At 72.0% G+C, this 20,708-nt stretch carries 16 protein-coding genes, 1 tRNA gene and 2 pseudogenes; 12 read left to right on the top strand and 7 right to left on the bottom strand.

Going from position 1 to position 20,708, the window contains the following annotated elements; genetic code table 11:
• Window positions 1–95: pseudogene (locus ACF09E_RS35155) on the top strand (class E sortase); the annotation flags it as partial.
• A gap of 71 nt (window positions 96–166) precedes the next feature.
• Here ACF09E_RS35155 and ACF09E_RS35150 read toward each other — a convergent pair.
• Window positions 167–862, bottom strand: a complete 696-nt coding sequence (locus tag ACF09E_RS35150; protein ID WP_392210327.1) for a response regulator transcription factor — start codon at window positions 860–862, stop codon at window positions 167–169.
• Between the two features lie 335 nt (window positions 863–1,197).
• Entirely contained in the window at window positions 1,198–1,668 is a 471-nt protein-coding gene (locus tag ACF09E_RS35145) for a hypothetical protein (protein ID WP_392210325.1), read from the bottom strand.
• 991 nt (window positions 1,669–2,659) lie between these two features.
• Between ACF09E_RS35145 and ACF09E_RS35140 the strand changes: the two genes are divergently transcribed.
• Window positions 2,660–2,944, top strand: coding sequence for a PAS domain-containing protein (locus tag ACF09E_RS35140; protein ID WP_392210323.1), 285 nt, complete (start codon window positions 2,660–2,662; stop codon window positions 2,942–2,944).
• 730 nt (window positions 2,945–3,674) lie between these two features.
• Window positions 3,675–5,351 carry a PAS domain-containing protein gene (locus ACF09E_RS35135; RefSeq protein WP_392210321.1) on the top strand — a complete coding sequence of 559 codons (1,677 nt, stop codon included), beginning with the start codon at window positions 3,675–3,677 and terminating at the stop codon, window positions 5,349–5,351.
• Between the two features lie 379 nt (window positions 5,352–5,730).
• Here the strand turns inward: ACF09E_RS35135 and ACF09E_RS35130 are convergent, their stop codons facing one another.
• Window positions 5,731–6,237, bottom strand: coding sequence for a DinB family protein (locus ACF09E_RS35130; protein WP_392210319.1), 507 nt, complete (start codon window positions 6,235–6,237; stop codon window positions 5,731–5,733).
• 92 nt (window positions 6,238–6,329) lie between these two features.
• On the opposite strand from ACF09E_RS35130, the pseudogene ACF09E_RS35125 reads away from it, so the two are divergent.
• A pseudogene (locus ACF09E_RS35125) lies at window positions 6,330–6,500 on the top strand (GNAT family N-acetyltransferase); the annotation flags it as partial.
• 386 nt (window positions 6,501–6,886) lie between these two features.
• Here ACF09E_RS35125 and ACF09E_RS35120 read toward each other — a convergent pair.
• Together ACF09E_RS35120 and ACF09E_RS35115 are read right to left on the bottom strand one after the other, a co-directional pair.
• Entirely contained in the window at window positions 6,887–7,627 is a 741-nt protein-coding gene (locus tag ACF09E_RS35120) for a hypothetical protein (protein ID WP_392210317.1), read from the bottom strand.
• A 222-nt stretch (window positions 7,628–7,849) separates the two neighbouring features.
• A complete protein-coding gene (locus tag ACF09E_RS35115; protein WP_392210315.1) occupies window positions 7,850–8,617 on the bottom strand; it encodes a restriction endonuclease in 768 nt (255 codons plus the stop codon).
• A gap of 1,125 nt (window positions 8,618–9,742) precedes the next feature.
• On the opposite strand from ACF09E_RS35115, the gene ACF09E_RS35110 reads away from it, so the two are divergent.
• From ACF09E_RS35110 to ACF09E_RS35100, 3 genes are all read left to right on the top strand, one after another.
• Entirely contained in the window at window positions 9,743–12,106 is a 2,364-nt protein-coding gene (locus tag ACF09E_RS35110) for a molybdopterin-dependent oxidoreductase (protein WP_392210314.1), read from the top strand.
• A 103-nt stretch (window positions 12,107–12,209) separates the two neighbouring features.
• Window positions 12,210–12,761 (top strand): EF-hand domain-containing protein, encoded by a 552-nt coding sequence (locus ACF09E_RS35105; protein WP_392210312.1) that lies wholly within the window; start codon window positions 12,210–12,212, stop codon window positions 12,759–12,761.
• A 216-nt stretch (window positions 12,762–12,977) separates the two neighbouring features.
• Window positions 12,978–13,096 (top strand) — tRNA-Arg (locus tag ACF09E_RS35100).
• Window positions 13,097–13,172: 76 nt separating this feature from the next.
• On the opposite strand, the gene ACF09E_RS35095 is transcribed toward ACF09E_RS35100, so the two are convergent.
• Window positions 13,173–13,970 carry an SGNH/GDSL hydrolase family protein gene (locus ACF09E_RS35095; RefSeq protein ID WP_392210311.1) on the bottom strand — a complete coding sequence of 266 codons (798 nt, stop codon included), beginning with the start codon at window positions 13,968–13,970 and terminating at the stop codon, window positions 13,173–13,175.
• A 213-nt stretch (window positions 13,971–14,183) separates the two neighbouring features.
• The gene (locus ACF09E_RS35090) at window positions 14,184–15,212 is read right to left on the bottom strand and encodes a PhzF family phenazine biosynthesis protein (RefSeq protein ID WP_392210309.1); all 1,029 of its coding nucleotides are present in this window, start codon (window positions 15,210–15,212) and stop codon (window positions 14,184–14,186) included.
• Between the two features lie 121 nt (window positions 15,213–15,333).
• Between ACF09E_RS35090 and ACF09E_RS35085 the strand changes: the two genes are divergently transcribed.
• From ACF09E_RS35085 to ACF09E_RS35065, 5 genes are all read left to right on the top strand, one after another.
• Window positions 15,334–15,657: a hypothetical protein gene (locus tag ACF09E_RS35085; protein WP_392210307.1), complete on the top strand. Its 324-nt coding sequence runs from the start codon at window positions 15,334–15,336 to the stop codon at window positions 15,655–15,657.
• Window positions 15,658–15,820: 163 nt separating this feature from the next.
• Entirely contained in the window at window positions 15,821–16,129 is a 309-nt protein-coding gene (locus tag ACF09E_RS35080) for a hypothetical protein (protein ID WP_392210305.1), read from the top strand.
• A gap of 216 nt (window positions 16,130–16,345) precedes the next feature.
• Window positions 16,346–17,473 (top strand): hypothetical protein, encoded by a 1,128-nt coding sequence (locus ACF09E_RS35075; RefSeq protein ID WP_392210303.1) that lies wholly within the window; start codon window positions 16,346–16,348, stop codon window positions 17,471–17,473.
• A gap of 272 nt (window positions 17,474–17,745) precedes the next feature.
• Complete coding sequence (locus tag ACF09E_RS35070; RefSeq protein WP_392210302.1) at window positions 17,746–18,222, top strand: hypothetical protein; 477 nt, start codon at window positions 17,746–17,748, stop codon at window positions 18,220–18,222.
• Window positions 18,223–18,320: 98 nt separating this feature from the next.
• The gene (locus ACF09E_RS35065) at window positions 18,321–20,642 is read left to right on the top strand and encodes a SpoIIE family protein phosphatase (protein ID WP_392210300.1); all 2,322 of its coding nucleotides are present in this window, start codon (window positions 18,321–18,323) and stop codon (window positions 20,640–20,642) included.
• Window positions 20,643–20,708 lie beyond the last annotated feature (66 nt).

Raw genomic sequence — 20,708 nt, 5'->3', positions numbered from 1 at the left:
CCGAGTTCACCAGCACCTACCGCATGATCGTGTGGGGCCGGCTCGTCGAAGAACGCCCGCGCAGTCAGGGAAAGCCGAAAGCGCTCGTAGGCTGACGGGCGGCGGAATCCCACTGGACGCTTCGGCGCCACCCCGCTACCCCGAGGCCCTGCTACCCCGCCGCCCCTCAGACCGACGCCTGCGGGGCCTCCAGTTTGATGCCCGCGTTGCGGACCGTGTGCAGATAGCGCGGCTGGACCGCCGACTCGCCCAACTTCCGCCGCAACCAGGAGAGATGCACGTCCACCGTGCGCTCCCCGCGGTGCTCCTGCAGCCACACCCGGCGGAACAGCTCATGCCGGGGCACCACGACGCCTGGGCGCCAGGCCAGGAACTCCAGGAGGTCGAACTCCTTGCGGGTCAGGTCCAGGGGAGCGCCGTCGAGGACGGCCAGGCGGCGCGCCGCGTCGACCGTGAGTCCGCCGACCTGCGCGACGTCCGGGCGCAGGCTCCCGGTGCCGGACGCCGTCCGCCGCAGCACCGCGGTCATCCGGGCGACGAGGTGCTCCACGGAGAAGGGTTCGACGAGGCAGTCGTCGGCGCCGCTGCCCAGCACACGTACGGTTTCCCGCTCTTCCCGGCGAGTGGCCACGACGACCACGGGGAGGGCCGAGACGGTACGGAGCATCTTGAGCATCTCCAGACCGTCGAGATCGGGCAGTCTCAGGTCGAGCACCATCACGTCGAAGGGCTCGTTCAGGACGGCGCGGAGCGCGCCCAGGGCCGTCCCGCACTCCCGCACGGTGTACGAGGCTTCCGAGAGACCCCGGTGGAGGGCGGAGCGAACGGACGGGTCGTCGTCGACGAGGAGCACTTTCGGCATGGGCGGCACCGTACGTGACACACATATGTGTGGCGATGCCGGGGGCCGCTGTCGTACATGCGGCGCTGCATGGCATATTCTTTCGAACCGACCGGGGGTGAGACCAGACCGCCGGGCGCCGACTCGCGTATCTGCTCGCTCGGGATCGCACGCCTGCGCGGTTAAGGATCTTTAAGGCATCGGAAAGCCGACGTTAACGCCCCGCGGGCGCACGGTCTCCTACGATGTCCTGTGTGTCGACAGTGCGGCCGGGGGCTTCGTCGGCGCGAAAAGCCCTGCGGTGCCTGTCAGGACGGCTGGAAACGGCAGGGAGAGGCGGGGGAGGAACCGAGCCGCTACGACGCCGGATCGGTCGCGGTGTAGAAGACCGAGGACCCGCGCTTGGTGCGGCGTGCCTGCCCCTTGGCGACGAGGTTCTCCAAGGAGGTCCGGACGACGGTGGTCTGGATGCGACGGTCCTGGTGCTGCTCGCTGAGGACGGTCGTCACCTCGGACGCGGAACAGGGAGCACTGCTCGCGGTCAGGTGATTGCGGATGAGTTCGACGAGTGTGGTCTTGCCGGCGCCGGAACTCCTCCCGGCCTTCGCGGCCTTCTGCCGCGGGATCCGCGAGCCGGACTCGGGAGAACCCGCCTGGAGGGCCTGCTGGAGATTGAGGAGAACGCCGTGGTCGTGCATCAACTCGTCGAGTTCGGCCGTCAGCCGGGCGACCTCGGAGCGGACGCGCTCCTGCTCCGCCACATTGCGCTTGAGGTCGTCGGCGACCTTGCTGCTGTACGCGGACGTGAGTTCCGTTTCTCCCGGCATGACTCTCTCTCCGTCGAATCGGGTGCGACGTGCGTGGCGTCGTCCCGTCGTCTTCCTCTTTCACCTGGGCGGGCCCACCGACCGCCCCATGCCGAACGCATGTTGCGTCCCCCGATGTCCCGACGAGTCCCGCCTCAGTGGTGCAGGGGGACGGCCTCGTGCGGGGCTCAGCCGGGCGGCGTGGACGTGAGAGCGCGGGGCCGGGACACGTCGTCGTGTCTGCTGATGGAACGCGCTCCTTTCGCACTCGCGGTCGCGCCTCGGACGCCACGGTGAAGTGGCGGAATCCGGGTGCACCGGGCGGCGCATGGCGCATAGCCGACTGTGTAAGCCGACGCCCACTGTAAGCCATCGACCACACATACTCGGCTTTGGGTAGCGACATGGCATGGGCAATCTCTATTGGCCGAGTGACCAATTTCTGTGCAGGAATGGTGAAGTAAACAAGAGTCCCCGAATCGAACCATGAAGCGACCGCTGGCGGACCCTCTCCGCTCGCGGTGTGGAGCTCCCCGACCGTCGCCACCCGTGCGACGTCGGGAGCCCGCACCGATCATGCGCCGGCGGGTTGTAGTCCTTGAGTCGCGAGGGTGAGACGGTCACGCCCGCGCAGCGAGTGTGTCGGCTGCGCTCGGGACGGCGCGAACGTCGAGTGTCCGGCAGAGCGACATGTGAGGCGTGCCCCCGTGCGGGGATCAATCCTTCCGATCCGTGAAGACGTCGCCCCCGGCGGACGCGCCAGGGGCGACGTACAGGCCGGCTCGGTCGGAATTCGATTCCGTACCTCGAATTCGATCACCCGAAGAAATGCGCATCCGCTCCGTGCGTACGATGAATACGTGATGCATAGAGCCTCGTCTCGGCATTCTCTGAAGAGCGATGGGACTGCCGGGCGTGCCTCCCGCCACGGATCCCCGCAGCCGGGTCCGGCTTGGTGCGATGGCGTACCGAGCAACTCCCTTGAAGAACTCCTAAGCCCAGGTACGAACACATGGGACACCGTTCCGGCCGTGTTTACATGACGCAGAGGCGCAGGGCGCATGACCGGCGGTGGCCGGGCCACGGCACGGGCCGGGCGGGGTCGCGGCTCACGGGGCACGCCCCGCGGCCTCACCGCGAAGTGTGGGACCTCCTTCCCGACGCGGTGCTGATCGTCGACGACCACGGAACCGTGGTCCGGGCCAACCCGGCGGCCGCCGCACTCCTCGGACGCGAGCGGCACATGGTCGAGGGTCGGGAGTACTGGACTTCCTGCCGGCCTTCGACTGGAACCTGACCCATCCGCCGACGGGCCCCGGGGACACCGAGACCCTGTACACGGCTCGGCTCGGGACCACGGCCCGGACGGCCGACAGGGAGACCTTCGCGGTCGAGATCGGCACCGCCGACGTACTCCTCCGGCCGGCCGGTCGCCACCGTTCGGCCACGATGCAGTCGTAGGAGAGGCGCGGGGGAGCGGGAAGGAGCACGGCGCGGACGACCGGACGGGGGAGACCGTGACATCCGCGCCGTGCGGAGTGCGCGCCGGTGACGCCCTGTCCTCAAGCGGGGGACGCGGGGCAGGGCGGAGGTGTCCGGGCGGTGCCGGATGTCCTCTGGCGCGCAGCAGAAGTATGGCACATGCCTGTGGCTCATGTGCCATGTGTGACACGGGACATGACACATCGACCTGAGTTCGGCCGACACCGCGTCAGGAGCGCTGCGGCCAGGGGACGCGAGCCGGAGTCGGACGACGCGTGCGCCTCCCCGCGGAGGGGGGGCGGAGCGCCTTCGACCGGGCGTCATCCCCGCCTCATCCCCGCCTGATCATGACCTGAAGGAACCCTTAAAGATCACTGCCCGGCCTTCTCACGCGGCACAGATGCCATCACCTGATGGTTAGGTCTGCAGTGGCCCACCCCACGCGCGGCGGGCCGCACCCCCATCACCGAGCAGGTTCGGGCGTCTCGGTCGCCCGGCACCCTGACGCCCTGCCCGGTTCCAAGGCCCGGAAAGGAATCGTCCCCATGGTCCTGCCCCTTCCGCGAAGCGCTGCTCGCCTCGCGGCCGTTCTCGACGCCCTCCCCGACGGTGTCGTGCTCGTCCGGCGCGACGGCACGGTCGCCCACGCCAACGCCAGTGCCCTAGGGATGTTCGGGGCGCCGGGCACCGGGCTGGTCGGGCGCAGGCTCCCGGATCTGCTCCCCGCCCTCGACCCGCGGCTGGATCCGGGCAGGGCGTGCCGGGGGCCGGAGGCCGAACCGGTCCCGACCGTGCCGCTGCGGACGACCGCCCGGCGCACGGACGGACGCAGGATCCCCGTCGAGGTGACCGGAACGGCCCTGGAAGACGGGCACGAGATGTACGCGGAGGGGAGCGGGCGCAGCGGAGACGGGACACTCATGCTGGTCGTCCGCGACCTCACCGGCACCCTCGACACCGAAGCCGAGCTGGCCCGATCGCGACGGCAGACCGAGATGATCCTGCGGGCCGCCTCCGAGGGCGTGGTCGGCACGGACCTCGAAGGCCGAGTCGTCCTCCTGAACCCCGCCTGCGCCGAGATACTCGGCTACCGCACCGACGAACTGGACGGCGCCGAGCTGCATCCGCTGATCCTCGCCCGGCGCGCGGACGGCACGCCGTTCCCGTACGAGGAGTCCCCGCTCGCGGACACCCTCAGGTCGGGCCGGAAGCACCGGGTGCGGGGCCAGGTCCTGTGGTCCAAGGGCGGCGACCGCGTCCCCGTCGACCTCACCACCGCGCCGGTACGGGACGGGGACCGGCTCGTCGGCGCCGTCATGACGTTCACCGACCGCAGACCCTACGAGGAGCTGGTCGCGCGCCACACTGCCGAGCGCGAGGAACAGGCCGAGCGGTACGCCGCCCTCGCCTCCCGCCACGCCGAACTGACCGCCGTACTCGCCGAGGCAGGCCTGCCCTACGGCTCTCGACCGCACCCCGCCGACGCGAGCCCCGAACCCGGTGCGCGCTCCCGGATCGCGGAACTGTCGGCGACCACGGTCACCCGGCACCCCACCACCCTGGGGACCCTCGTGACCGTCGGCATCGACAAGGCCGCCACGCTCACCGGCCCGCACCGGACCCAGTTCGCCGTGCACGCCCCGCCCGTCGTCGTCACCCTCGATCCGGCACGGGCGTCGACCGCCCTGGCGCACCTGATCGCCGACGCCTCCGGGGCCACCTCCGCGGGGGCGGCCCGCCCGTCGGCCCTCGCCGCGTCCCGGGCCGACACCACCGTCATCATCACGGCCGCGCTCCGCAGCGATCACCTGCGTATCGAGATCTCCGGCCCCCGGGCCGTGAACGACCCCGCACACGTCCTCGTCGCGCGCAGGATCATCGACGCCCACGGCGGATACCTCACGTCACGGGAGCATCCCCGGGGCCCCGGTCTCACGTACGTCATCCAGATCCCGCACACCCCAACGCCCCCGACCGCACAGGCGACCCCGTATCTCGCCCTCGCCCACCCCGCAGAGACCGAGCGGGCCCCGGTGGCCGGGTCCTGGATCATCGGCGCGGCGGTCGGCGCGCACCGCGACCGCACGGCAGCCCGCACCCGCCCGTACGCCCTGCCGGCCGAGCCCGCCCCTAGCCTCCGGAACGGAGCCGACGGAGCCGACGAAGTCGAGGAACAGCGGATCGTCCGACTCCTCGACCGGATCAGACGCCAGTCGGCTTGACCCGGGTCGACGAAGGCTCGGCTGCTCGCGGGAGCGGGGCCCGCCGCTCGGCCCGCGTGACCTGCCGCCCCGTGTGGTTGTGCAGGGCGGGACTGGACTGCCAGATGGACCCCGCGGCTGAACGCGTGCGGGGTCCGCGCTATCGATGACGACGAGGGCAGACGGCTGCTGTGCACCCTCCGCCGGTTGCACCAGGACGGCGCAGAACCTGGCGGCGGGTCCAGACGGTGCGGCTGTCTGGCTGGAGCATGCCCGGAGGAGAGTTCCCATAGATCGGCCGGCGAGGCGAACACGACCCGTGGAGGATGGTGTTCCAGCAGAGTGGGCTTGGTCATCTCAGGCTCCAAGCCGACGAGCAGCATGACTGGCCGGACAGGTCCTAATGCCCCGTCGTGCCGTCGAGCAGCTCGCGCAGGATGTCCAAGTGGCCGTTGTGGCGGGCCGTTTCCTCGATGAGGTGGTGCAGGATCCACCGCAGGTCGACATGCAGCCCGTTGCGGATGGTTCCCCGGGCCTTCGTGTCGAGGTCGGTCTCGGCGACCAGTTCGCGGTAGCGGGCGCTCTGTTCGGCGTACTCGTCGAGCAGCTGCGTGAGCGGGAAGTCGACGGCGATCCGCATCTCGCGGTCGGGATCCTCGTCGGTCATGGGTGCCAGGTCTTCCTCGCCGAGGAGGATCACCTGGAACCAGTAGTACTCGACCCAGCGGAGGTGGTTGATCACCCCGCTCATCGTCATCAGCGGTGAGCCCGGAAGGAGCGCCTTGCGGGCGTTCTCCGCGGAGAGGCCTTCGCACTTGGCGAGAGCGGTGCCACGTGTGTAGTCGAGAAACGTGGTGAGCTGGGTGCGCTCGTCCCACGCGGGCGGTGTGTCGTTGATCCTTGTCATCGTGCGAAGCGTCCCTGATCACCGTCACCATGTCGAGCGATTTACCGACGACCGTTCCTCCGGCCCTCGTCCTGCTTCCGCTCATGGTCGACGACACGCCTACCGAGGTCGTGGGCGTCGGCGGGGTGGCCGTGGCCGCCGATCTCCGTGGCCGCGGCCTCGCCCGTCAGGTCGTCTCCGCGGCCCTGGACCACGCCCGCACGATGGGCCCGCGGCACGCTCTGCTGTTCTGCCGACCGGCTCTGGAAGTGCTGTACCGCCGTGCGGCGAAGACGGCCAGCCGTTGAAGGCCGGGCTGCGCGGCCAGGTCGCTGTGCTGGATCCCGTAGACGGCGTACCAATCGGCTACGAGGTCGGTCACCATGATGGCGCAGGCGAGGTCGAGCCCCCGGCGATGGCCCCTGAGCAGGAGCACGGCCGCGAGGGTGTCGAACAGCGCCAGTGACGACCAGTAGAGGTTGAGCCAGCGCGGAGCCCAGTCGTAGGGGTGCAGTCCGTGGCCGAGGAGGTCCGTGACGTGCGCGACGGCGCCGACGAGGAGCAGGACGGCCGCGATGCCGCAGGCCGATGCCACTGCCCAGCGCGGAGTGTGGTGCGTCCATCCGGTCATGTCGTGGATCGTCCCACCTGCGGGCGTCGCCCGTCGGACTCACACCTGTCCGGCTGTGCCTTGTGCGGGATGCAGCCACCACCACGTCTCGAGATCCTCGGCGTCGGCGTACGTCACCGGTGCCGCGTAGGGAGAGCGGCTCGCGAGGGACAGGGTGTCCGTGCGGCGGACGACCGCGTGCAGGTCTTTCACCGAAGGCATGGCGGCCAGCTCGTCGATGTCGAACGGGCAGCCCGCAGGGCCGCCGAGAAGGGTCTCGCAGCCGAACGAGTACCACAGGGCGACGAGGTCGCGGTCCTGCTCCTTCTCCGCGGCGACGGCGATGTCGCGGACCACGTCGATCAGGGGGACGGGACGGAGCGGGGAGGCGCCGGGCCCGCGCAGTTCACCCGTGTCGACCATGCGTCGCCACAGGTCGGTGCCGGCGTCGCAGTACAGGAGAGGCGGCTGAACGTAACCGTCCTCCAGCCACGAGTCGTAGCCGGCGAAGTCGGGAGACTCCTCGTCGAACGCGCGCAGACCGGTGAACTCCGTCAAGGCGTCGAAGTACGCGGCCCGTCTTCCGTAGTCGGGGTGCCGGTCCAGCGGAAACCGGTACGTGGACCCGCAGCGCAGCAGGATGTCCATCACGCGGAACTTGGTGAACGCGCAGTCGAAACCGCTCTCGAAGTCGTACAGGACGGCGATCTGGTCGCGGAGACGGGACGCGTCGCCCCGGTTGTGCCGGTCGAGGACCCTGACCGAGTCCGCGACCAGGTCCTCGATGACGTGCTCGGACATTCCCGGGTCCCTTCCTGAGCATCCATGGGGCGTGCTGTCCCACCGGTCGGCCGTCGAAGGGGCGGAGCGGCTGTGGGGGAGCGTTCCACCCTCCCCGGAAAGCCGAACGGCCCGCCCCACACTCTGCCAGGCGTCGAAGAGGGCCTGGGCCTGAGGGGGCGGGCGATTCGGGAGTCGGATGGGGTCTCAGGGTGTGCCGGTCGTTCGGCGCGGTTCGGGGGGTCAGCGGCTCAGGTCGAGAGTGTCGGCGACCAGGGTGGGTTCCGGCTCGTGCGCCGCCGCTTCGAGGTCCCAGGGCGCGGGCGTGATCTGGTCGGTCCACGCGGCCAGCGCCTCGCCGTCGACGCAGATGATCCCGCACGTGGCGGCGTAGTCGACGGCCGGTGCGGTGAAGGAACTCGTCGTCACCATCACCGCCACGTCGGCCTCGTGAATGGTGAAGCAGGTGCCGCCGAAGCGCTGCAGGTCCTGGGAACCCACCCGGTTGTCCGGTCCGTAGTGCTTGCACTGGAGGACGACACGGCGTCCGTCCGTGGTGACCGCGATGACGTCAGCGCCCAGATCACCGGCGCCTCCCACCACTTCCACGGGGGTGCAGCCGTCCCTGGCGCACAGAGCGGCCACCGTGTGCTCGAAGCCGTCCGCGTCGACGGCGGTGTGGTCCAGGACCTCCCCGTCGATGTCGGGAGAGGCCGGTGCGATGTCCGGAGCGTGCCGCGGATGCATGCGCTCCTGACCGCGGACCCAGAAGGACGCCAGGCTCCGCTTGGCGGCCGAGAAACCCACCGACAGCACCGCGAGGGCGCCGAGCGCCACGAGGACGGCGGCGACGACTCCCGAACCACGGCTGCCGGCGGTCTGCGCCGCCTTGAAGAACAGCATCAGACCGGCGACACATATCCCCACGAGCCCGACGGCGAGCACCAGGTCGCGCCAGACGATCCCCTGGCTCCTTCTGGCCGGATCTCTGTCCCAGCTGGTCGCGTTCATTGGAACCCCTCCCTCGATCACACGTCGACCGACCGTTTGTCCCTGCACGGGGGACCGAAACATGTGAGGTGAGGGGCAGGAGGATCGGCGGGGTCTGGGGCCCGATACAGCGGCACCGGACCCGGGGAACACTCGAAGCAGTGACGCCGCCGAGCCGCCCCGCCTCGGGCCGGAGCCCACCGCGCGTGTCAAGTACGCACGATGGTGTCGTCCGACGTGTGAGCGGGTGAGCAGGTCTCAGGGCGCGCGGCGGGCGGGCGAGGCCTTCGGATACGGCGGTCTCCCCCGCGGCGCGAGGCGTCAGCCGCGTGGCATGATCGCCGTATGACGAAGCTCCGAAAGGCCCATGCCGCGTAGACGGCCCAGCGCGCTCCGCGCGCAGAACTCGGCACTCCGGGACCTGTGGGGTCCGGACAGCCCGCGCTCGACCACCCTGGCTCGGCGCGCCCTTCGCAGGCACGGGCTCTCGGGAGCGTCGGTCGCCGCGGTCCTGCGAGCGGAGGCGAGCCGTTCACCTGACGAAGGCCTCCGCCCCGGCGACACCGCCGCCGCCCTGCTGTGCATCCGGAGGTTCCTGGCACGCCCGGGCCGCTACCTGTACCCGGAGAAGACCGTGTGTGGGTGCGCTGAGTGCGAGCGGGGATCGAACCCGGCCGCCGCACGGGACGTCCTCGGCCTCACTCTGTCGAGAGTTCCGCGCCACGTCCGCCGGGAGCTCTCGGTCCTGGTGGCCGGACTGGACGCGGAGCTACGCCGCAGAACCCTCCCCGACCCCTTCGCACACCGCCAGCCGTGGCACCGGGGCGGTGCCTGGTGGCACGCACGGATGTACCACGAGAGCCACCACCTCTGAAGCGTGTCGCAGAAGGTCGCGTCCGGCCGGGGCAGGGCCGGTCTCGGGCCGGCCTGGTCACGCTGCCAGGGGCCCGTCCTCCGGTGACGAGTCCCCCGGCGACCCGGAGGACCTCGTCGGGCGCTCCCGCGAGCGATCGCACGTGGCGGCAGGGTTGCGACGCGGGCCATCGGGGAAGTCTCCGTGCCGCGGACCATCGACCCGTCCGTCGACCGCCGTCCGTTGTCCCTCGTCCGGGAACAGCTGAAACTTCAGAGATGGAGTCGATGCACATGGAACGACGCACGTCCATGGCGACACACTGGGGCACGTACGACGCGGTCGTCGACTCCGGTCGGCTGGTGCGCATCGAGCCGCGGTCCGACGATCCCGCGCCGTCGCCCATCGGTCCCGGAATGCTCCAGGCCGCCGACGACAGCGCCCGTGTGCTGCGGCCCGCGGTGCGCAGAGGCTGGCTGAACGGTCTGCCGCGCGTCGACGACACGGCCCGCGGCGCGGACGCCTTCGTCGAGGTGAGCTGGGACGACGCGATCACCCTGGTGAGCGACGAACTGCATCGCGTGCGCACGCGGTACGGCGACAGCGCGGTGTTCGGCGGCTCCTACGGCTGGGCGAGCGCTGGCGGATTCCACAACGCGCAGGCCCAGTTACAGCGGTTCCTCGCCCTGGGCGGCGGATACACCGACTCCCGCAACACCTACAGCACCGCGGCCCTGGAGGTCGTCCTTCCCCATGTGATCGGTGGAGCTCCGTGGAGTTACCAGTCCCGGATGCCGATGTGGGACGAGATCGCCGAGCACTGCGAGCTCGTCGTGGCGTTCGGCGGGCTCGCCCTCAAGAACAGCCAGATCAATCCCGGCGGGCTGGCCCGGCATCAGACGCGGGACCTGCAGCGCCGCTGCCGGGAGGCGGGGGTCCGCTTCGTCAACGTCAGCCCCCTCCGCAGCGACGTCGCCGGCTTCCTCGACGCCGAGTGGCTGCCCGTCGTCCCCAACACCGACACCGCCGCGATGCTCGGCATCGCCCACACCCTGCTGGTGAACGGATGGCACGACGAGGACTTCCTCCGCCGGTGCTGCGTCGGCTTCGACCGCTTCGCCTCCTACCTCCGCGGCGACGCGGACGGCGTCCCCAAAGACGCCGCCTGGGCCGCGGAGATCACCGGCATCGGCCGCGACACGATCACCGACCTGGCCCATGCTCTGGCCACCCGGCGTTCGCTCGTCATGGTCAACTACGCGGTGCAGCGCGCGGACCACGGCGAACAGCCGATCTGGATGTCCGTCGTCCTGGCCGCCATGACGGGCTCGATGGGCCGCCCCGGCGGCGGCTGGGGCGCGGGGTACGCGACGATGGACGCGACCGGCGTCGCCCCGGGCCGGCCCTCCGTGGCGGCCCTGCCCAAGGTGCCCAACGCCGTCGCGGACTTCATCCCCGTCGCGCGGATCGCCGACACCCTGCTGCACCCGGGGAAGACGATCGACTACGACGGCCGGCGCCTCACCCTGCCCGAGCTCCACCTGGTCTACTGGTGCGGAGGCAACCCGTTCCACCACCACCAGGACCTGCACCGGTTGAGCCGCGCCTGGCAGACGCCTGACACGGTGGTGGTCCACGAAGCCTGGTGGAACACCACGGCCAAGTTCGCCGACATCGTCCTGCCCGTCGCCACCACCCTGGAGCGCGACGACTTCGCCGCCGGCTTCTCCGATCCGCACCTCGTCGCCATGCCGAAGGTCCGGGAGCCGGAGGGCGAGTCGCGCACCGACCACGCGATCTTCGCCGCCCTCGCCGCCCGGCTGGGCTACGGCAAGGACTTCACGCAGTCGCGCACCGAACTCGCATGGGTCCGGCACCTCTACGAGCAGACCAGGGCGGAGCTGGGCGAGGCCGCAGGCCTGCCGGACTTCGACGCCTTCTGGCGGAACTCCACCGCCGAGCTGCCGAGGCTGACCGGACCGTTCCCCGGGAGCTTCGAGGCACTCCGCTCGGATCCGCGACGCTTCCCGCTGCCGACCCCTTCGGGACGGATCGAGATCTTCTCCGAGACCATCGACTCCTTCGGCTACGACGACTGCGCCGGGCACCCGACCTGGTACGAGCCCGTGGAGTGGCTGCACGCCGGCCTGGCGGAGCGGTTCCCGCTGCACCTGATCTCGAACCAGCCCGCCGCACGCCTGCACAGTCAGTACGACAACGGGGGCCACAGCCTTCGTTCGAAGATCCGCGACCGTGAGCCCGTGACGCTCAACCCCTCGGACGCGGCGGCCCGCGGCATCGAGAACGGCATGGTGGTACGCCTCCACAACGATCGCGGCAGCTGTCTGGCGGGCGCGATCCTGTCGGACGACGTCATGCCGGGCGTCGTGCAGCTGTCCACGGGGGCGTGGTGGGACCCCGTCCGGGCGGGCCTCAGCGGAACACTGGACCGGCACGGCAATCCGAACGCCCTCACGGCGGACCGCCCCTGCTCGCGCCTGTCCCAGGGACCGAGCGCGCTCAGCGCGCTGGTCGAGGTCGAGCGCTACGACGCACCTCTCCCCGAGGTACAGGCGTTCGCACCGCCGCCCATCGAGGAGGGAACCTGCAGCGCGGCGGCCCTCCGAGGGCGGACGGGGGACGGGACGCCGCAGTGATCCGAGCGGCAGGCGCCCCCGCGCGGCACACGCCCCCGGTCGGCAGGCGCCCTTCCACGAGCGCGTTTGCGCCTGGGTGACGGCCTGAATACCGTACGTGGTCGTGACTGCACTTCAAGACCTCAAGTACGGCCAGTGGTTCAGGGGCGCCGACGTCGACGGCGACGGGTTCATCACCCACCGGGACGTGCGCATGATGAGCGAGCGCTACATCGGCGCCCGCGGCGCCGCGCCCGACTCGACGACCGCCCGGATGCTCGTCGAAAGGATGGACGGCTTCTGGACCCAGGTCATCGCCCCCATGGACCAGGACGGCGACGGGAAGGTCGACCTGCGGGAGATGACCGAGGGGTTCAAGCGGGCCCTGACCGACGCCGCCCTGTACCCGCAGCAGATCGAGCCCGTGACCGACTGCTTCTTCGACCTGGTCGACCTCGACGGCGACGGCAGGATCGACCGGGCCGAGTTCCAGCTGATGTTCGACGCGGTCGCCGGAGTCCCCGGCGAGGACAGCGCCGCGGTCTTCACCGCTCTGGACCTGGACGGATCCGGTGCGCTGGACCGGGCCGAGTTCCACCGGGCGGTCACGGAGTTCTTCTACGGCGACGATCCGCACGCTCCCGCCACCCACCTGTTCGGCAGGGTCACCGGCTGACGATCCGGCCCGCCCGCGGGGACCGTGGGCGGGCAGCGGGTCGGACGTACGGGCGGGCATGTCGGCGGGCGCGCATCTTGCACGTCGTATCGACGTACCTTCGTCGGTCGTCCCGTCGACCTGGGGAGGCCGCCGAAGCCGGGAAACCAGTCGTCCGCGCCGGGCGACGTCCCTATCCTGAGCGGCAGTGGGGCTGCGCGTGGTCCCACAGGTTGCGTGCCGTGGCAGAGCGGTCCAATGCGATCGCCGTGGGGGAGGGCCCCTCCACGGCGACTGACGGAGACGGGGCGGCCTTGCCCCTGTCTGTCTCGCGGGTTCGAATCCCGTCGGCACCGCAACCGCCCTGAGACGTGGAGGCCTCCCTTCGGGACGCCGCTCGTCCCCCAGGGGCCGCGGGCCACCCCCTGCCGGTCACAGGGCGACCGGAGGCATCCCCACGGGCAGCAGCTCCGGCCGCCGCGCGGAGCGACCGTCGCCGGAGGATCGGCCGCGCAGGCGGCGGGCCAGCCAGGGGCCCAGGAACCCCCCGGCCCAGCGCAGCTCGGCGGCCGCCGCCCGTACCCCGCCGGCCGTCGCGGCGGCGTCGGGCGCCAGGTCCAGCGTCCACGAGTCGTCGCTGCCGGGGAGGCCCAGCGCCTGGGCGAGGGCGGCGGAGATCCGGTCGTGCCCGAGCGGGCTCGCGTGCAGCCGGTCGGCGGCCCAGAAGCGCGGATCCGTGGCGGCGGAGTGCGCGGCGGCCTCGGCGACGGCGACACCGTGCCGGGCCGCGGCCACGCGTATCCGTTCGTTGAGGGCGGCGATGCGGGGTGCGACGGGGCGGGCGATGGGCACGATGCGGGTGATGTCGGGAATCGTGACGGTCGCGACGCGTGCGCCCGCGCCGGTGAGCGCGGCGAACATCGCCTCGACGTGGGCGGCCGTCTCGTCCGGGTCGAAGCGGGGCCGCAGCAGGTCGTTGACCCCGGCGAGCACCGTGGCGACGTCGGGTCGCAGGGCGAGTGCGGGGCCGAGCTGCTCCGCGCGCACCTGGCCGGCGAGCCGGCCGCGGACGGCCAGGTTGGCGTACCGGACCTCGGGGCTCACCGCTGCGATCCGCTCCGCGAGACGGTCCGCGAAGCCGCGCAGCCCGGTGACGTCGTTCCCGTCGCCGACCCCCTCCGTCTGGCTGTCGCCCAGCGCGACGTATCGCACGTACTGCCCGTCGTCCATGCTCCACCCGCTCCTCCCGCGGCGACAGCCCGCCGCACCCGCAAGCGCATGATACTCAATAAATTGAGTAGTCATTCCGGTTGCTAGGGGGCCGGGTGGAGCTGGGAGGAGCCGGAGGAGCTGGGAGGATCCCGAGGAGCCCGGCGGAGCCTTGTAAAGGTGTGGACACTTGCGGGGGCGGCAGGAGCCGACGTCACCGGTGGTCCCCGTGGATCAGACCGGGATGCGCGCGCCCGCCCCGCTGACCCGGATCCGCCGGTCACCCGCCCGCAGCTCCACCGTGAGCACCCCGGGACGTCCCATGTCCTCCCCCTGATGCAGGGTGAGGACGGTCGCCTCCGGCACGAGCCCCAGCTCGCGGAGGTACCCGCCCAGCGCGGCGGCCGCGGCCCCGGTCGCCGGGTCCTCCACCACCCCGCCCACGGGGAACGGGTCGCGCACGTGGAAGGTCTCCGCGTCGGCCCGCCAGACCAACTGCACCGTCGTCAGGTCGAGCCGGTGCATCAGGGCCTCCAGGCGTGCGAAGTCGTACGCCAGGTCGGCCAGCCGTTCCCGGGACGCGGCGGCCAGCACGAGATGACGCGCGCCGGCGAAGGCGACCCGGGGAGGGAACGCGGGATCGAGGTCGCCGGCCGGCCAGTCCAGGGCGGCGAGCGCCTCGGCCAGGTCCCCGGGCGCGATCTCCTCGACGTGCGGCTCGACGCTGGTGAGCGTGGCCCGCAGTGCGCCGTCCTGTTGTGTCACGGTGACCGGCACGATCCCGGCGCGCGTGGTGAACACCAGGTTCCCCGGACCGAGGCGCTCCCCGAGGGCGACGGCCGTCGCGACGGTGGCGTGCCCGCAGAAGGGCACCTCCGCCTTCGGGCTGAAGTAGCGGATGGTGTACGCACGCCCGGCTTCCGCCGCGTCACCGGACTCCGCGCCAGCAGCGCCCGGACCGTCGGACGGAGTAGACGGAGTGGACGGAGTGGACGGAGTGGACGGACCAGTCAGAGCAGTCGGACCGGCTGGAGACGAGGAAGCGGCCGGAGTGGACGGAGGCGAGGGGGACGACGCGGCGGCGGGCGGAGTCTGCGTCAGGAACGCGCTCTCGCTGTAACCGACGTCGGCCGCGATCGCCAGCATCTCCTCGTCGCCGAGTCCCGCGGCGTCGAGGACGATCCCGGCGGGATTCCCTCCCGCGGGATCGTCGGAGAAGGCGGTGTAGTGCAGGACCTCGGGGGTTTCCGGTACGGAGTTCACGCAGGGGCAACGGCCCGCGCGCCCGTGCGATTCCCCCTCTCCGCGTCGGCCTGGTCGTCGGCCGAAAAACACCTTCCGACCGCCGCTGATGGACCGCGGGGATCGGGGTACACGGTCGCTCATGCCGACGAAGACAGAACGCCTCAAGTCCCTGCGGGCCGTCCGTCAACTGCGCCGGGTCCGCGACTTCTACTCGGCCGGCGTGCTCCTGTGGGCGGCAGCCGCGGTCTGGACCGGATGGACCCATCCCGGCACCCGCCAGATGTGGGTCGCACTCCTCCTCCTGGGAGTGTTCGCCGGACTGCTCGTCACGGCCGCCGTCTGGCTGCGAAGCCTCCAGGCCGCCCCGGGCCGCAGGCCCGCGCACCACGCGGCGTCCGGCCGCTCACGTACGCGGCCCACCGCGGCCCTGGGGAAGGCACGCACCCATCACGCCGCCTCATGACACCCGGTCGGCCCGTGCCGGGTCGGCCCTGAGACCCGCACCACGACGAACCCCGTCTTCACCGGGCCCGGATGCCATGTCAGAGGCCTTCCGGAGCACGCCCATCACGGAGGATGAGGGAAGCACCGCGACGCTCACACTCCGTCCTACGCGAGGAGCCCCCATGACCACCTTCGTCATCACCGTTCCCGGCACCTTCACGTCGGCCATCACCGACACCGAGCGCGCCGCCCTCGAACGGCAGCTCTCCCCCCAGCACACGGACGTGAGCGAGAGCGAGGGCGTGAACCTGTTGACGGTGAACGAGGACGGCACGTTCGCCGTCCGGCTCGAAGTCGATTCCGCCGACCGGTACGAGGCGAAACTGGACGCGACGAGGATCGTCTCGGCCGCGCTCCGGGAGGTGGGCATCGCCGAGTCCGACGCCGCGCTCGCGCCTCCGGCCGTCACCGGGATGGACAGCGACCTCTGACGCGTCGAAGGACGACGGCCTGGGAAACCCCGCCAGGAAGGGCGAGCGCACGGTGACCATGCGTCAGGGGCGGCGACGGCCAGCGGACTTGTCGTGTGTCACTCATCGGATCCGCCCGTGAATCGTTGCGCGGAATCATGAAACATCCTCGGTGGGTCGGCGCGTCAAAGAGGTGAGAGCACCTACGCCATCCGACTCCCTGCGAGGAATCACCTCATGAACCTCTCCCTGCCCCGTGCGGCCACCGCCGTCGCCGTCGGCCTCGCCTCCTTCGTCGCCGTCTCCGCGGCCCCCGCCGCCGCGGAGACGCACCACTGGCGGAACGTCAGCCCCTCCGACAGCGACGGCAGCGTGCTGTTCGACGTCGAGACCGCCGGCGGCGCGACCTGGGCCGTCGGCAGCCGCAGCGACGCGACCACCCGCCCCTTCGCCCCCGTCGCGCTGCGCTGGACCGGCACCCGCTGGCAGGCGCCCCCGCAGCCCGCCGAGCACGGCCGCCTGGAGGACCTCGCGGTGGGCGCTCCCGACCAGGTGTGGGCCGTGGGCACCCGGAACGAAGAGGTCGGGGAGGACGACTGGGACCGGGGGCGCGCACTGCTCCAGCACTGGAACGGCAAGGCCTGGCGTGCCGTCGAGCTGCCCTTCCCGGAGGGAGCACAGTGGACGTCGCTGTCCGCCGTGGACGTGGACGCGCGCGGCGCGGTCTGGGTGCACGGCGGGTACACCGACGCGTCGGGCGAGTACCTCCCGGCTCTCTTCCGCGGCAGGGCCGACGGCAGCGGCGGCTGGACCATGCTGCCCGCCGACACCGGGCTCACCTGGGTCTCCCAGCTCGAGGCGGGACCCGGCGGCGTCGTCCTCGCCATCGGAGACGGCGTCTCCCGGTTCGACGGCGGGGCGTGGACGAAGCAGAAGCTGCCGAGCGAGCTCGACGGCGCGATGTACGACGGGATCGAGCGGCGGTCGGGGAACGAGATCTGGGCCGTCGGTCACATCCGGGACGAGAACCTGTGGCGCCGTCCCGTCGTCATCCGCTTCGACGGCCGGGCCTGGTCCGTCGTCCGCACGCCCGCCGAGACGGGCCAGCTGTTCGACCTCGCCTTCGACGGCTCCGGCCGCCCCGTGATCGTGGGGGAGACCTTGAACCCCGAGGTCAACCCGGCCGGGAACTACGTGCTGACGCTCGGGCCGGACGGCCTCCTGAAGCGTGCGGAGAACCCGCGCGGAGCCGGGTTCCTCTACGGTGCCGCGACCGACGAGGCAGGACGGGTCTGGACTGTCGGCGGTGCCGCGGGAGCGGACGGCGGCGTCTCCCCCTCGCCGTACGCGGGCATCCGGCGCTGACCGGACGCGGATCGGGCAGCCGGGCGGAGCCGCTTCGGGCCCGTGGACGGCGGCGACGGCGTGCGGAGGCGCCGTCTGCCGGCCGTCCACGAGCCCGAACGGCTCCCGGTCGGGGCGATCTGCGCCTGTGCGGCTGGGACGGGCAACCCTCCGGGGTACGGTCGGGTCGGCCCGTCCCGCTCGTGCTCCCGTCGGCGGTGCCCGCCCCGCGGCGATCCTGAGCCTCGGTGTGCCCGGGCGGGAGCGCATCGATCCGATCGAGGGGGAGGGCCATGACCACCGGCAGTTCCTACGGGAGTCGTCCGGACTACCTGCCCGCGTTCATGAACGACCCCCGTGACGAGGACGGGCGGCAGGTGGTGAGACTGGATCTCGCCGAGAACCGCATCCTGGCGGCCAGGACGCTGAGCAGGTTTCCGGCCGCTTCCGGCGACGTGATCGACTTCGGGTCCGTCCCGTTCGACGAGCGTCGCTGGTGGGACGACGAGGAGGGCTGGACGAGGACGGCCGCGGACCTGCTCGCCCCGTACGTACGCCGGGGTGGGCGGGTCGCCGTCGTCTGGGGCAACCACCTCATGCCGGCCGTGATCCTCCCGGCCGAGGTCGCGGTGCGGCGCGCGCGGGACATCCTGGACGCGGGGCCGCACTTCTGGATCCATCCGTGGGGCGGATCGACGCTCATCGAATGCCTCATGGACGGACAGGTGACGGTCGCGACGATCCCGTCGGGTCGAGGCGAGGACGTGTGACGGCACGCGGCCGCCGGACCTGGGCGCCGCCATCGACCTCTGCGTCGTCGGTGTGCCCTGCACGCTTCCGCCGGGGGTCGTGAGCCAGGATCTCCAGGGTGAGACCGACTCGAGCAGGGGACGACGCCCGCGGGGCGGGCAGCGGCGGGCGTGACGGCGGCGGAACCGGCCTGGCCTGGGCCGTCCTCGTCACGGGATTCACCCTGGGGGTGCTGGCACCGACCCTGCACAACGCCACCCTGCCCCGCGCCGCCGCGGACCTCGGCATCGACGTCCAGGGACAGGACCTCGCCCAGGTCCTCGTCGTCTGCGCCTCCCTGGCAGGCCTGTTCTGGGCGGGCCGGGCCGTCGACGTGCACGGCGCACGCCGCGTCGTGCTGTGGTCCCTGCCCAGTGCCTGCGGCGGCGGCCTGCTGCTGGTGACGGCGGCGAGCCCCGTCGCGTACGGCGTCGGGCTGGTCGTGGAGAGCGCCGCGATCATGGGCGTGGTGGCCGGATACGTGGCCTGGGTCCCCGTACTCCACCTGACGGGGCGCCTCGGACGGGTCGTCGGTGTCTCCTTCGCGGCCCTGGCGCTCGCGCTCGCCTCGGGCGTCGCCCTGGTGCTCGCCGCCAACGCGGCCGGGAACTGGCGCATGGCGGAGGCGCTCCCGCCCCTGATCGCGGCGGGTCTCTTCCTTCCGGCGCTCCGGAGCATGGTGGACGAACGGCTGCCGACGCGGCCCCCGCCGCGGGTCTCCACCGCCTTCAAGGTCGGCTGCCCCGTCGTCGTACTCCTCGGAGGGCTCCTCCAGGCCGCCCCGCTGCGCAGCTGGCTGGACGCCGGGGTCGTGACCTTCCTCGCCGCGACACTGGCGGTCCTCGTGCTCTGCTGCTCGCCCGGCCGAGGTCTCTTCCGGGACGGGCGGCGCCCGGGGCACGACGAGGGGCGCGCACGCGCGGAGTCGGGCTCCCGCGTCGCCGCGGCCGTGCTGGCGGGAGGCGTCTGGGGGTTCGGGCAGTCGGCGCTCGCGACGGTGCTGCTGGTGCTGCTGACGGACCGGGGCGGTGCCCAGGGGGAGGCCCTGGTGGCGTGGGCGGGCTTCGGCGTCGGGTTCGCCGCCGCCGGCGTGTACGCGGCCCGCAGCGGGATCGCGGTGCGACCGGCGGCGGCCCTGGGACTCACCCTCGCGGCCGTCGGCGTGGCCGTCCTGCCGGTCCTCCCGCACGGGCACAGCACGGTCGCCACCGTGCTCGCGGCCCTGCTCTCGGTGCTGGTCGGATTCGGGGTCATCCTGCCCCAGGTCCCCGTCGTCACCCGCTACCTCGTGGGGCTGCCCTCGTCGGGGCGCGGCGTGACGGCCACGGCCTATCCGGCCTCCGTGGTCCTCGGCGGGGCCGCCGTCACCGGGATCCCCTACGAGGCGGTGATCTCGCCCGCGACCCGCGACGGCATCCTGGAGCTGCTGTGGATCACGGTCACCGTCCTCGCGCTGGGCGCCGTGCTGCTGGGGAGGTCCGCCCTCGCCATCGCCGTGGCGGGCGGGGCCGTGGCCCAGTACGTGCTGGTGACGGTGGTCAGCGAGGAACGGTACGCGCAACGCCCGATCTCCCTGGCCGCGTTCGCCGGGACCGGGGTCATCGTGGGGCTCGCCGTCTGGACCCGCGGTCGCCAGAACGAACGCCTGGCCCGGGCGCTGGCCGCCGCGACCGCCCTGCAGCAGGCGGTCCTGCGGCCCCTGCCGGACCGGACCGGAGAGCTGGAGACGGCCGGCCTGTACCGGCCCGCCACCGCCGACACCGGCATCGGGGGAGACTTCTACGACGTGGCGCGGACCCCGTTCGGCACGCGCATCCTGATCGGCGACGTCCGCGGCAAGGGGCTCCAGGCGGTGCAGACGGTCGCCGACGTCCTGGGCTGCTTCCGCAGCCAGGCCCACGAGACGAGCGGCCTCACCGAACTCGCGGCACGTCTCGACAGGCACCTGGCCCGCGCCGCGTCCTCCCGGCAGGACGGCGAACTCTTCGCCACCGCGCTCCTGCTGGAACACCGCGACGGCAGCGACCACCTCGACGTACTGAACTGCGGCCACCTGCCACCCCTGAGCGTGGGCCCCGACCACGAGGTCCGCGAAGTACGGCTGCCCGCCCTCCTCCCGCTGGGCTTCGGCGCCCTCGACCCGCACACCGTCCCGTCCCCCGTACGCCTGGACCTCGCCGACGACACGGTCCTGCTCCTGCACACCGACGGCCTCAGCGAGGCCCGCAACGCCGCCGGCGCGTTCTATCCCGTCATCCCGCGCCTGCTCACGGCCCCGACGAGCCGGCCGCGCGACCTGATCGCGCACCTGATGAGCGGCCTCGCGCAGTGGACGCACGACACCGGCGACGACATCGCCCTCATCGCCCTGACCCGCAGGACCGATCCCCGGGGACGGTGACAGGGGCCTCGAACGAATCCCCGCGCGCCGCCGTCGTCCCGTCCGGACTGCCGCCCCCCGTCGATC

Source organism: Streptomyces sp. NPDC014891 (assembly GCF_043081085.1).
In the GTDB taxonomy this organism is placed as follows: Bacteria; Actinomycetota; Actinomycetes; order Streptomycetales; family Streptomycetaceae; genus Streptomyces.
The sequence above is the reverse complement of the archived record's forward strand: the minus strand, read 5'-3'. Positions and strand labels throughout refer to the sequence as shown.

What these genes read in the sequence shown, in the direction of transcription:
- ACF09E_RS35140 (WP_392210323.1), top strand. Translation starts at nt 2,660, where the DNA reads ATGGGACACCGTTCCGGCCGTGTTTACATGACGCAGAGGCGCAGGGCG.
- ACF09E_RS35075 (WP_392210303.1), top strand. Translation starts at nt 16,346, where the DNA reads ATGAACCTCTCCCTGCCCCGTGCGGCCACCGCCGTCGCCGTCGGCCTC.
- ACF09E_RS35115 (WP_392210315.1), bottom strand. Translation starts at nt 8,617, where the DNA reads ATGAACGCGACCAGCTGGGACAGAGATCCGGCCAGAAGGAGCCAGGGG.
- ACF09E_RS35095 (WP_392210311.1), bottom strand. Translation starts at nt 13,970, where the DNA reads ATGGACGACGGGCAGTACGTGCGATACGTCGCGCTGGGCGACAGCCAG.
- ACF09E_RS35080 (WP_392210305.1), top strand. Translation starts at nt 15,821, where the DNA reads ATGACCACCTTCGTCATCACCGTTCCCGGCACCTTCACGTCGGCCATC.
- ACF09E_RS35150 (WP_392210327.1), bottom strand. Translation starts at nt 862, where the DNA reads ATGCCGAAAGTGCTCCTCGTCGACGACGACCCGTCCGTTCGCTCCGCC.
- ACF09E_RS35145 (WP_392210325.1), bottom strand. Translation starts at nt 1,668, where the DNA reads ATGCCGGGAGAAACGGAACTCACGTCCGCGTACAGCAGCAAGGTCGCC.
- ACF09E_RS35070 (WP_392210302.1), top strand. Translation starts at nt 17,746, where the DNA reads ATGACCACCGGCAGTTCCTACGGGAGTCGTCCGGACTACCTGCCCGCG.
- ACF09E_RS35110 (WP_392210314.1), top strand. Translation starts at nt 9,743, where the DNA reads ATGGAACGACGCACGTCCATGGCGACACACTGGGGCACGTACGACGCG.
- ACF09E_RS35135 (WP_392210321.1), top strand. Translation starts at nt 3,675, where the DNA reads ATGGTCCTGCCCCTTCCGCGAAGCGCTGCTCGCCTCGCGGCCGTTCTC.
- ACF09E_RS35130 (WP_392210319.1), bottom strand. Translation starts at nt 6,237, where the DNA reads ATGACAAGGATCAACGACACACCGCCCGCGTGGGACGAGCGCACCCAG.
- ACF09E_RS35085 (WP_392210307.1), top strand. Translation starts at nt 15,334, where the DNA reads ATGCCGACGAAGACAGAACGCCTCAAGTCCCTGCGGGCCGTCCGTCAA.
- ACF09E_RS35120 (WP_392210317.1), bottom strand. Translation starts at nt 7,627, where the DNA reads ATGTCCGAGCACGTCATCGAGGACCTGGTCGCGGACTCGGTCAGGGTC.